Source organism: Proteus sp. fly-1067 (assembly GCF_040139345.1).
Classification (GTDB): Bacteria; Pseudomonadota; Gammaproteobacteria; order Enterobacterales; family Enterobacteriaceae; genus Proteus; species Proteus vulgaris_B.
Window position 1 is genome coordinate 92,059 of record NZ_JBEEUL010000007.1, and the last position, 13,095, is coordinate 105,153.

Annotated in this window: 8 protein-coding genes and 1 tRNA gene; 5 read left to right on the forward strand and 4 right to left on the reverse strand. The window is 39.4% G+C overall.

The genetic code is table 11. From position 1 onward, the window contains the following. Nucleotides 1-69: 69 nt before the first annotated feature. Both ABN217_RS11320 and ABN217_RS11325 read right to left on the reverse strand, forming a co-directional pair. Nucleotides 70-1,338, reverse strand: a complete 1,269-nt coding sequence (locus ABN217_RS11320) for a tyrosine-type recombinase/integrase (RefSeq protein ID WP_349459428.1) — start codon at nt 1,336-1,338, stop codon at nt 70-72. A gap of 197 nt (nt 1,339-1,535) precedes the next feature. Further along, nucleotides 1,536-1,620, reverse strand: a tRNA-Leu gene (locus ABN217_RS11325). Between the two features lie 1,566 nt (nt 1,621-3,186). Between ABN217_RS11325 and ampH the strand changes: the two genes are divergently transcribed. Next, nucleotides 3,187-4,419, forward strand: coding sequence for a D-alanyl-D-alanine-carboxypeptidase/endopeptidase AmpH (gene ampH / locus ABN217_RS11330; RefSeq protein ID WP_197269636.1), 1,233 nt, complete (start codon nt 3,187-3,189; stop codon nt 4,417-4,419). 71 nt (nt 4,420-4,490) lie between these two features. Here ampH and lptG read toward each other — a convergent pair whose 3' ends face one another. Next, entirely contained in the window at nt 4,491-5,570 is a 1,080-nt protein-coding gene (gene lptG, locus ABN217_RS11335; protein WP_115351194.1) for an LPS export ABC transporter permease LptG, read from the reverse strand. After that, nucleotides 5,570-6,667, reverse strand: coding sequence for an LPS export ABC transporter permease LptF (gene lptF, locus ABN217_RS11340; RefSeq protein ID WP_072069541.1), 1,098 nt, complete (start codon nt 6,665-6,667; stop codon nt 5,570-5,572). The genes lptG and lptF overlap by 1 nt, the downstream gene beginning before the upstream one ends. 286 nt (nt 6,668-6,953) lie before the next feature. Between lptF and pepA the strand changes: the two genes are divergently transcribed. From pepA to ABN217_RS11360, 4 genes are all read left to right on the forward strand, one after another. Continuing rightward, entirely contained in the window at nt 6,954-8,462 is a 1,509-nt protein-coding gene (gene pepA, locus ABN217_RS11345; protein ID WP_036939243.1) for a leucyl aminopeptidase, read from the forward strand. Between the two features lie 105 nt (nt 8,463-8,567). Next, nucleotides 8,568-9,017 carry a DNA polymerase III subunit chi gene (locus tag ABN217_RS11350; RefSeq protein WP_006535638.1) on the forward strand — a complete coding sequence of 150 codons (450 nt, stop codon included), beginning with the start codon at nt 8,568-8,570 and terminating at the stop codon, nt 9,015-9,017. Nucleotides 9,018-9,030: 13 nt separating this feature from the next. After that, on the forward strand, nt 9,031-11,919 hold the full coding sequence (locus ABN217_RS11355) for a valine--tRNA ligase (RefSeq protein WP_196554284.1): 2,889 nt from the start codon (nt 9,031-9,033) through the stop codon (nt 11,917-11,919). 373 nt (nt 11,920-12,292) lie between these two features. Further along, entirely contained in the window at nt 12,293-12,802 is a 510-nt protein-coding gene (locus tag ABN217_RS11360; protein WP_502935126.1) for a GNAT family N-acetyltransferase, read from the forward strand. Nucleotides 12,803-13,095: the final 293 nt, after the last annotated feature.

Here is a 13,095-nt window from a genome sequence, read left to right on the forward strand (position 1 = left end):
TTAAAATCTGTGTTCATTAATATGAGCAAACTAGGTTTCGATACACAATCTCCTGTTAGATTTTCTTTATCACTTATGCATTGGATTATGAATATCAGCAAATGTGAAAGGTGAAATTTCCTTCTCTTTATTCACATCCAAATAATCAGCCCACCATTGCACCATCAAGCGCCTTTCCTCAATATGCTCTGCCTTATGAATATAAGCCGCACGCACTGAGTTTCGCTCTTGGTGGCTCATTTGCCTTTCTACTGCATCCTTCGACCATAGCCCTGACTCAATCAACGAGCTACATGCCATCGTTCTGAAACCATGCCCACACACTTCCGTCTTAGTGTCATAGCCCATCACACGTAAAGCGTTGTTTACCGTGTTTTCACTCATTGGTTTTCTTGGATTATGATCACCGATAAAGATCAGTCCGTGATTACCGCTGAACTGATAGAGCTGCTTTAATATCTCAATGGCTTGTCTACTTAAAGGCACTAAATGGGTAGTACGCATTTTTGATCCGCGATGCGAGTGCTTAACCCCTTCTATCGCTTCGCGTTCAGCGGGGATCGTCCACATGGCATTATCAAAATCGATTTCATCCCAACGGGCGAAACGCAATTCACTGGAACGAATAAAAACTAACAAGGTGAGTTTTACTGCAAGTTTAGTTAAAGGTCTTCCTTTATAATCATCGATACGTTGTAATAACTCGGGTAGACGTTTGAGCTCTAAAGCGGCTCTATGGACTCGTTTACCAGTGGCAACTGCACCTGCCATATCTTGAGCTGGGTTATAGTCGATTAAACCGCTTTGTACTGCGTAACGCATTATCGCCGTCACACGTTGTTGTAAACGAGTCGCCACATCAAGACGTCCAGACATCTCTACGGCTTTAATCGGTTCGAGGAGATCGCGTGTTTTCAGTTCGGCAATATTGCGTTTACCAATAGCAACAAAGATATTGTCCTCTAGACTTTTAAGTACTCGATGGCTATGTCCTTCAGACCACTTCTTATTGGTTGCATGCCAATCACGAGCAACCTTCTCAAAGCTATTGAATTCCTTTTGTTGCTCTTCTTTAACTTCTTTGCGTTTCTCACTAGGGTCTACCCCACTGGCGACAAGCTTTCTTGCTTCATCTCGTTTTTCGCGAGCATTAGCGAGGGAAACATCAGGATACACGCCAAATGCTAGCATCTTTTCTTTACCACCAAAGCGATAACGGAAGCGCCAATATTTAGAACCATTGGGATGAACCAGAAGAAATAGTCCGTTACCATCTGTCAGCTTATACGCTTTATCTTCAGATTTTGCAGAACGAACCTTAGTATCGGAAAGTGCCATTTTAACTATCCTCATAGCCGAATTGCGGGTACAAAACTTTATCGAATCGGCATATACCCGCAAATGTACCCACATTATTAACTTGATGTCGGTTGAGTTGAGTATACGTTGGTAGAGTTAAAATGCGAGGAAAGCCTTGCAAACACTGGATTTTAGATACAAAAAAAGACGTCTGTTGACGTCCATTGATGTTCTTATGGTGCCGAAGGCCGGACTCGAACCGGCACACCCGAAGGCGGTTGATTTTGAATCAACTGCGTCTACCAATTTCGCCACTCCGGCACTGAAGTGTATTTGGAAAACCTGCCCATTATACTTGCGTGAAGAAGCCTCGCAACAATTATTGTTAGTTTTCAGTTTGATTGGCGAAAAAAAGTGCACTTATGTTGTAGAGTTACCATAAAAGTACAATTGTGTGTTACGCAAAAGCGACTACTGTGTAGGTTTAAGTCGCATTGTATCAATCATCAAAATTCTTTGAGACAATTTGACCTGTTTTTTATTTATTTTTATTCTTTTTATGTATTTTTTATTTCACTCTAATTTATTTAAGAATAAATTAATAGCAATTATATTTACTTACTCTTCTAGAGTAATATCTTTTTTCATTAAAGTAATCTTTTAATTATTATTATCCAATAAGATCGAAATATTATTTTTTATATAACGATAAATAAAAAAAGGATCAAAACTTGGGTTAGTGTTTTGATCCAACAGTACTGCTAATAGAGGGCTTAATTTTATTTTAATGACTATAAGTTATTTTTATAGTGTCACTGCCCTTTTCTTCCCTGGTGTGAGGAAGGAGGTAGTTATATTTTAATATGATAAATAAACTTCTTTATCGGTACTGCATTTTATTGATATAAAGGTACTTATTACTAAACTAACAAACTTACTTTTAAAACAAAGGTATACATTACTACTATAACGAAAATTCTACTATCTAATATAAAGGTACTTTTTTACTGCTATAACGAAGGTACTACTATCTAATATCAAGGTATTTATAACTAAATTAATAAACTTAATTTTAAAACAAAGGAACTACTATTTAATATAATGGTGTTGAAATACTACTACTAATATATAAATAATTTTATTATTTAAGAGGCCATTTTATAATATGCCTTCTTATTGCTTCACTCTATTATTGCTGTGTTATCTTTGCTCTGTAACGCTTATATTCTCAGTCTCTCGACTTGATGTAACTATAATAAGTTTAATTTCACGTTCCCACAATCACTAAATTATTACAAAATATGACACAGTCTTATATTGCATTTATAAAATATTGCAAATAACTCTAAATTAGAATCAACTTGGATTAAAATCTTAAAAAACCAAAATTTATAGAAATTAAACACCATCCATTAACATTTGCTTGATATACACATTTTAACTTAATAATAAAGAAAAATTAATAATAGAGTTAAAATATACGATAAACGAGGGAGATTGTAACTTAACGGTAATACTTATCTCATTTTTAGATGAGAAATAGGAGAGAATTATCTTTTTATGATGCAGTTTTTCTTCACTATCTTTATATCAGAGACAATTTGACACATTTAATGTCAACTTTCTGATAACTGGCACTTGCACTGATAGACATTCTTATTTCTGATAATATAATCAAAATTTGGTTTAAATCGGATTAGAAGGCGGTGTTATGGGCATTGTTGGCTGGATTATAACGGGTATATTTGTTGGTATTATCTTAGGTGCCGTATTAAAAATGATAAAGAAAAAATAGCGCGACGCGATAAGAAAAGCACCAAATTAAAACATAAACCACTTATGTTGATCGCACTCCTTTCACCTCACTGACTTCTGTTGAAAGTAAAAATGAAAAAACATTTTCTAAAATATCTTATGATCCCAGTCGCTTTGCTGACATTGAATGCCTGTAGCCAGCATTCATCGCTGCCACCAGCAACGCAACCTTCTATGTTAAATCAGCAGAATAATAATGTACCTGAACTTACACAATGGCCTACAGCATTAAGCCCTAATGTGAGTAATGCGCGAGTGTTGTTTGATAAATACTCGTCTCAAATCTATCAAAAAAGTAATCCTCAAGGCATGGTTATTGTCATGATCAATAACTCTCAAACCTTAAATCGTGCTTTTGGAACCACAACACCAGAAAGCCGCAATACACCATCCATGAATTCACTTATTCGTATTGCTTCAATTACAAAGTTAATGACCAGTGAAGTCATGTTAAAACTACAAGATGATGGGAAATTATTAGTTACTGATCCATTACAGAAATACAATTACTATGGTGTTGATATCCCATTAGTGAGAACTCAATCACCTATCCGTCTTTATCATTTAGCTAGTCATACCAGTGGTTTTCCTCGAGAACAACCAGGTGGAAAATGGGGAAGACCCGTTTTTATTTGGCCAACTCATGGCGACCGTTGGAACTGGTTAAAAAAAGCAACATTAACATCGCCTGCTGGAGATCAAGCTGCATATTCAAATTTAGCGTATGACTTATTAGCAGATGCCTTAGTGAAAGCATCCGGTAAAAGTTATCCGCAACTATTAAAACAATATGTTACTCAACCGGCAGGAATGACCAATACCACATTGACGCCAACCCCCGCACAATGCCAACGATTATTAGTCGGGTATAAACCAAGCCCATGTTCTGACACGATAGCAGCAGCAGGAAGTGGTGGTGTGTATTCAACGCCAGCAGATATGCAACGTTGGATGCAAGGCTTTTTGACCTCTCATAATGCCATGCGAAAAGCAACAGCAAGTAAAGAGCAGTCTGTCTATTTTCCTCGTAATCGGCTCTCTTCAATAGAAGGAATGGATGTTGCGGGTCGTGCCGATGGTGTAGGTTTAGGCTGGGTTTATATGGCTCCAGCTAATGGAGTTCCAGCTATCTACCAAAAAACTGGCGGTGGTGGTGGATTTAATACCTATATGGCAACAATACCTGAATTAAATATTGGTGTATTTGTTGTGATCACTCGTAAACCAAATGGCACTAAATTTAGTGAAGTGACTCAAGGTACTAATGCTCTTGTTCGCGCACTTGCCAAAGACTTCTATCAGTAGTGTTCAGTCTCTCGCAATAGTGCTAAAAAAAGCGCCTTTAAGGCGCTTTTTGCTTTTTAGTCTGCTGCTATCTAACGATTACGCCTCATCAATAGCCATAAACTTAATGTTAGGAATAATATTCCTGGCACTAATGCTGCAATCACAGCAGGTATGCCATAAACCAAACTTAATCGTCCTGAAACTTCATTGACGATATAGAATAGGAAACCAAAAGAGATACCTGTTAAAACTCTTAATCCCATTGGCACCGTACGTAATGGGCCAAAGATAAATGACAATGCCATCAGCATCATTACTGCAACAGAGACTGGTGCAAAGATTTTTTTCCAGAAATTCAGCTCATAGTTTGCTGATTCCTGTCCACTCTGTTTGAGATATTTAACATATTGATAGAGCCCACTAATCGATAATGCATCAGGATCTAAGGCCACAACGCTCAATTTTTCTGGCGTTAATCGTGTTGGCCATTCAAGTGATACTTGTTTTTTGCCTGTGATTTTTTGTGGATCTGTTAAGTCTGACTGTTCGACTTGTTTTAACATCCACGTTTTTTTATCGACATCATAGGTTGCACTTGATGCATAACGCACAATTTCTAGTTTTCTATCATTATTAAAATCATAGAGTGTGATGCCTTGCATCTCATTTTGGCTCTTTATTCGGTTGATATGAATAAATTGGTTGCCATCTTTAGCCCACATACCACGGTTAGTGGAAACTAAAGAGTTACCCATGATTTTTTCAGCACGATAGTTACGTGCATATTGTTCACCTTGTGGTGCCCCCCATTCGCCAATCAGGACTGTCAACAGTACTAATGGAATAGCGGTTTTCATCACAGAGCCAGCAATTTGCAAACGTGTAAAACCAGATGCCTGCATGACCACCAGCTCACTACGAGTTGCCAATGCGCCTAACCCTAATAATGCACCAAGTAACGCAGCCATGGGGAAGAAAATCTGCACATCTTTAAGGATATTTAAGATCGCATAAATACCCGCATCAAGTGTAGTGAAATCCCCTTGCCCTACTTTACGGAGTTGATCGACAAATTTGATAATGCCAGATAAAGAAACCAGCAAAAATAGTGTCATCAAAATCGACTGTAAAATAGTACGCCCGATATATCTATCTAATACACCAAACATCAGGCAACTCCTTTCTTAAAGCGAGCTCGGAATTTACGCATAGGCAAGGTATCCCAAATATTCAATAAGATAGCTAAGCCAAGATAAACACCATTAACACTCCACATCGCAATGAGAGGATCAACTTTTCCTTTTTCGCCATTAGAATGTAGCGAACTTTGTAATAAGAAAAAGACCAGATAAAGCAACATTGCGGGTAACATACTTAATACTCGGCCTTGGCGTGGATTAACCTCACTTAAAGGCACTACCATCACAGCCATAATGACAACAGAGAAAATCAAGGTTAATCGCCAATGGAATTCAGCGATAGATTCTGTTTCATTAGAATGCCAAAGTTCTGTCATCGTTTTTTGTTCTACACGATTACTGCTAATGGTAGATTCACGATGCCCGATAACAGCTTGGTAGTCATTAAAATCGGTGATACGAAAATCACGTAATACAGCCGTACCTTCATAGCGAGTTCCCTCACTGAGCACAACAATCTGATTTCCGTTAGGCAATTCCTTGGTATAGCCTTTATCTGCCACCACAACCGATGGACGCTGATCTTGCGTTGGACGTAACTGTGCGAGGAACACATCTTGGAATTGGTTACCTTTCACGCTACCAAGATAAAGCACCATATTACGGTCACTGGACATTTTAAATTGTCCTTCCATCAAGGCCGCCAAACTTGGGTTTGCCTTGGCATCTTCAAGCACTTGCTCTTGATGTGCTGATGACCATGGAATAAGCCAAATAACATTCCCTGCGGCTAATGCGCTGGTCAGTAATGAAAGCAATAGTGCTGCTTGCACTAATGCTTTTTTACCTATCCCACACGCATTCATGACGGTTATCTCACTTTCAACATAAAGTTTGCTGTAAGTCATCAGAAGCCCAAGAAAGAGGCTTAATGGAAGAATAAGCTGTGCCATCTCTGGAATTCCCAGCCACAGCAGAGAAACCACGAGGTTTGTAGGAATGTTACCTTCAACAGCAGCCCCTAAAATTTCAACCAGTTTCTGGCTAAAGAAGATAAGCATCAAAATAAATAAGATGGCTATCTGACTTTTAAGGGTTTCCCGAGCTAAATATCGAATTATAATCACGCTAGTTATGCCTGTGAAAACTTGTCTTTTTGCAGGAAAATCGCTAACTTCGTTGTATATCTATCATTTGTGCATCTCAGTTAGACATTCTTGCAGCCCAAATGATATCAAAACATGCTATAAACAGGTTCCCAATAAGAACAAGCTTATAAGTTAGCTAAATTAGTTGTGTTCAATTAATGCATTTAGCTTAACATAAAAAGTAAACTTTCTATGGGGTAGATTAATGCGGATCACTATTCTAAACGATACTTTCCGTTTTTGTCTTTAATATTCAGGAGAACGCATGGAGTTTAATGTAAAAAGCGGCAGCCCAGAGAAACAACGCAGCGCTTGTATTATCGTGGGGGTGTTTGAGCCTCGTCGTTTATCTCCGATCGCGGAGCAACTTGATAAAATCAGTGATGGCTATATCAGCGCCTTATTACGCAGAGGTGAGCTGGAAGGCAAAGTTGGACAATCATTGCTGTTACATCATGTACCTAATGTTCTCTCTGAGCGCGTTTTACTGATCGGTTGCGGTAAAGAGCGTGAGTTGGATGAACGTCAATATAAACAAATCATTCAAAAAACCATTAATACGCTCAATGAAACTGGCTCAATGGAAGCAGTCTGCTTTCTCACTGAGTTACATGTTAAAGGTCGTAATAACTACTGGAAAGTACGTCAAGCGGTTGAGACTGCAAAAGACTGCCTCTATACTTTTGATCAGCTAAAGAGCAATAAGACAGAATTACGTCGTCCATTACGTAAGATGGTCTTTAATGTTCCTACTCGCCGAGAACTACCTAGTGGCGAACGTGCTATTGCTCATGGTTTAGCTATCGCATCAGGCATTAAAGCATGTAAAGATTTAGCAAACATGCCACCCAATATCTGTAATGCAGCTTATTTAGCTTCTCAAGCACGTCAATTGGCAGACTCTTCTTCAAATGTTTCTACGCGTGTTATTGGCGAAGAGCAAATGAAAGAGCTCAACATGAATGCTTACCTTGCAGTAGGCCAGGGCTCTCAAAATGAATCTTTAATGTCTATCATTGAGTACAAAGGCAGTAAAGATCCTGAAGCTCGCCCTATTGTATTGGTGGGCAAAGGGCTAACATTTGACTCTGGTGGTATTTCTATCAAACCTGCTGACGGTATGGATGAGATGAAATATGACATGTGTGGTGCTGCAACAGTCTATGGTGTGATGCGTGTGGTTGCAGAACTGCAATTACCGATTAACGTCATTGGTGTACTAGCAGGTTGTGAAAATATGCCGGGTGGAAAAGCCTATCGTCCTGGTGACATTTTAACAACCATGTCCGGCCAAACCGTTGAAGTATTAAACACTGATGCTGAAGGTCGCTTAGTGCTATGTGATACGTTAACTTATGTTGAACGTTTTGAGCCTGAGTTAGTTGTCGATATCGCAACATTAACAGGTGCATGTATGGTGGCTTTAGGTCATCACTACAGTGGATTAATGTCTAACCATAATCCATTAGCACATGAGTTAATGAATGCATCAGAACAAGCTGGTGACCGCGCTTGGCGCTTACCATTAGGTGATGAGTTCTATGAACAAATCGAATCTAATTTTGCTGATTTAGCCAATACAGGTGGTCGCTTAGGTGGTGCAATTACTGCTGGTTGTTTCTTAGCGCGTTTTGCGACGAAATATAACTGGGCTCACTTAGATATTGCGGGTACAGCATGGCGTTCTGGTAAAGCCAAAGGCGCAACAGGTCGTCCTGTTTCTTTACTGTCTCAGTTCTTACTTAATCGCGCAGGTTTGAATAGCGACGAGTAATACCGCATAATTATCAGGGTTAAGGTATTACCCTATTATTATGGTAAATAGCGCAGACTCCAAGAAGGGTATTGCAACGCAATACCCTTCTGTTATCGGGATATCATGAAAAACGCCACGTTTTATTTAATGGAACACCCATCAATACACGATGATTTACAGGCTCATGAGTGGCTTGCCTGTCAACTTACCGCTGAACATTGGCGATTAGGCAAACGTATTTTATTGGTTTGTGAGTCTCAGGCTCAAGCTGAATTGCTTGATGAGGCATTATGGGCCAGAGAACCTCATCAGTTTGTTCCTCATAATCTTGCAGGTGAAGGCCCTCGTTATGGCGCTCCTGTTGAATTATGTTGGCCTGGAAAACGTGGTAACGCACCTCGTGATCTCTTGATTAATTTGCAATCGCAATTCGTAGACTTTGCCACAGCTTTCCATGAAGTGATAGACTTTGTACCTATTGATGAACAATTGAAACAGTTGGCGCGTGAACGATATAAAATTTATCGTAGCGTCGGCTTTACTTTGACAATGGCTACGCCGCCAACCTATTGAATACGTAAAAAATATGGAAAATAAATCCGCACCGAAAGAGCCATCGCTCGACACAACTTATAATCCAGCAGAGATTGAACAACCTCTGTATCAGCATTGGGAAAAAAACGGCTACTTTAAAGCCAATGGCGATACCACAAAAGAAAGCTTCTGTATCGTGATCCCACCGCCAAACGTCACTGGTAGCCTACATATGGGCCATGCTTTCCAGCAGACCATTATGGATACCATGATCCGTTATCAGCGCATGCAAGGTAAAAACACTTTATGGCAATCAGGGACTGACCATGCGGGTATCGCAACTCAAATGGTCGTTGAGCGTAAAATTGCTGCTGAAGAAGGTAAAAATCGTCATGACTATGGTCGTGATGCATTTATCGACAAAATTTGGGAATGGAAAGCTGAATCAGGTGGCAACATTTCTAACCAAATGCGTCGTTTAGGTAACTCTGTTGATTGGGAACGTGAACGTTTCACAATGGATGAAGGGTTATCGAAAGCGGTTAAAGAAGCTTTTGTTCGCTTACATAAAGAAGATCTTATCTACCGTGGTAAACGCCTTGTAAACTGGGATCCTAAATTACATACTGCAATTTCTGATCTAGAAGTTGAGAACCGCGAAGTTAAAGGATCTATGTGGCATCTGCGTTATCCTTTAGCGGATGGGGCAAAAACAGCAGAAGGTAAAGATTACCTCATTGTTGCAACAACACGTCCTGAAACCATGTTAGGTGATACTGGTGTTGCGGTTAATCCAGAAGATCCTCGTTATAAGGATTTAATTGGTAAAGAAATTATTCTACCAATCGTAAACCGTCGTATTCCTATTTTAGCGGACGAACACGCTGATATGGAAAAAGGTACAGGTTGCGTAAAAATCACCCCTGCCCACGACTTTAATGACTATGAAGTTGGACGCCGTCATCAATTACCCATGATTAATATCATGGACTTTGATGGCAATATCCGTGCTAGCGCAGAAGTCTTAGACACCAATGGTGTTGAATCAGATGTTTACAGTACTGAAATTCCAGAAGCCTACCAAGGTATGGAACGCTTTGCTGCACGTAAAGCAATGATTGCTGAATTTGAACGTCTAGGTTTATTAGAAGAGATCAAACCTCACGATTTAACCGTACCTTACGGCGACCGTGGTGGTGTCGTTATCGAGCCTTTATTAACAGACCAATGGTATGTTCGCGCGGCGCCTTTAGCGAAACCTGCGGTTGAAGCGGTTAAAAATGGCGATATCCAATTTGTACCAAAACAGTATGAAAACATGTACTTCTCTTGGATGAATGATATCCAAGATTGGTGTATTTCTCGTCAACTGTGGTGGGGTCACCGTATTCCGGCTTGGTACGACAATGAAGGTAATGTTTATGTTGGTCGTGACGAAGAAGAAGTGCGTCGTGAAAACAATATCGCCGCTGATGTGGCATTACGCCAAGATGAAGACGTACTCGATACGTGGTTCTCATCTGCACTGTGGACATTCTCAACATTAGGCTGGCCTGAAAATACCGAAGCACTGAAAACATTCCATCCAACGAATGTATTAGTCAGTGGCTTTGATATCATTTTCTTCTGGATTGCTCGCATGATCATGATGACCATGCACTTCATCAAAGACGAAGACGGTAAACCGCAAGTTCCATTTAATACGGTTTATATGACGGGTCTTATCCGTGATGAAGAAGGCCAGAAGATGTCAAAATCCAAAGGTAACGTACTTGATCCTCTGGATATGATCGACGGTATTTCATTAGAAAACCTGTTAGAAAAACGTACTGGTAATATGATGCAGCCACAAATGGCTGAAAAAATTGCTAAACGTACTAGCAAAGAGTTCCCAGAAGGTATTGAAGCACACGGTACAGATGCCCTGCGCTTTACCTTAGCGGCATTAGCTTCAACAGGTCGCGATATTAACTGGGATATGAAACGCCTATCTGGTTACCGTAACTTCTGTAACAAGCTGTGGAACGCAAGCCGCTTTGTTCTGATGAATACTGAAGATCAAGATTGTGGCTACCAAGGTGGTGAGATGACATTCTCACTGGCTGACCGTTGGATCTTAGCTGAATTTAACAATACCGTTAAAGCCTATCGTGAAGCGTTAGACAACTATCGTTTCGATATCGCTGCGGGTATTTTATATGAGTTCACTTGGAACCAATTCTGTGACTGGTATCTTGAGCTATCAAAACCTGCGGTACACAAAGGTAATGATGCACAAAAACGTGCAGCACGTCATACACTGATTGAAGTGTTAGAAGGCTTACTGCGTCTTGCTCACCCTATTATTCCATTTATCACTGAAACAATCTGGCAACGAGTGAAGGAAGTTAAAGGCATTGAAGGTGAAACCATCATGCTACAAGCTTTCCCTGAGTTCGATGCTTCATTAGTGGATGAACACGCACTTAGCGATCTTGAGTGGATCAAAGAAGTGATTGTTGCAGTTCGTAATATCCGTGCTGAAATGAATATAGCTCCGGGCAAACCACTTGATGTTATTTTACGTGGTGCGGATGACAATGCTAAGCGCCGTGTCAGTGACAATATTGGTTTCTTAAAAGCGATGGGTCGTTTAGCTGATATTCGTCCATTAGCAGAAAGTGAAGAAGCGCCATTATCAGTGACTAAATTGGTTAGCGGTGCCGAATTGCTTATCCCAATGGCAGGCTTTATCGATAAAGATGCAGAACTTGCACGTTTAGATAAAGAGCTTGAAAAAGTAGAGAAAGATATCACAACTTTAGACAGCAAATTATCTAACGATGGTTTTGTTAGCCGTGCGCCAGAAGCGGTTGTTGCTAAAGAGCGTGAACGCTTAGCAACATGCTTAAGCGCAAAAGAAAAGCTAATCGCACAGAAAGTCTCTATCGCCTCTTTATAAGCACTATCGCTTTAAAGGCACAGAGATTGTTAATAAAAACCCGCGTTTATCGCGGGTTTTTGCTTAGTTTTTTTCAGCAAAAAATAAAACCATTTTTCACTTCATTTTTTACTATTCTCGGTTCTATACTCGTTAATATATCTTTCTATCCCTTATTTTCGCTTAAATTTAATCACCCACTAAAATATAACGCTAGAAATAAAGGGAATAGGTAAGCAAAGAAAACGAGCTAACGGTTTACAAACACGCTTAATCAATTAAGATAGTTTTCGTAGCTATCCGTGCTACTTTCAATGAAGAAGTTCCTTTCCGGTGCTCTCTCAATACGTAATCAAAAAATATTCTACTAATAAGTGAAACGATGAGTGCAACTATGACTGCAACCCAAATTATAGCCCCAAATATTATTATTCGAGCGATTGAAGAAAAAGACAATGCAGGTATTGCACGCGTTATTCGTGAAGTCTCTGCTGAGCACGGTTTAACTGCTGATAAAGGCTTTGCGGTTGCCGATCCGATTTTAGATACTCTCTATGAAGTTTATCATCAGCCACGTAGCGCTTACTGGGTTGTTGAAATGGAGGGAGAAATTGTTGGCGGTGGCGGTGTCGCACCACTTGCTGGTGGTGATGGCAATACCTGTGAATTACAAAAAATGTATCTTTCATCCAAACTGCGTGGCAAAGGCATTGCAAAAAAAATCGTTCTACAATCTCTTGAGTTCGGTAAAGCACAAGGCTTTAGCCGTTGCTATTTAGAAACCACCGACATCTTAAAAGCGGCGGTGAGCTTATATGAGAAATTAGGATTCGAATTTATTGATGAAGCCTTAGGTAATACAGGACATAGTGATTGTGAAATTCGTATGGTGAAATCACTTTAAGCGTTCTCGTTGTTCCCTACGTAATACAATAAATAAAATAAGTACGACTTTACCCGCATTTCTTATGCGGGTTTTTATTATCAAAAATAGCATCTATAAACACAAATTCTATTTTTTAAAATGATATAAAAGAACTCTATTTACCCTCTATTTGTTCAAATTGATTTATTATTAAATTATTAGCCATTTATTATTCAATAATTCCTTATCTTAAATATCATTAAAAAACACAAGTTTATTTTTTTACTCATTTCACTCTGGATAATTATATTTCACTTCTTAAGTTAAATATT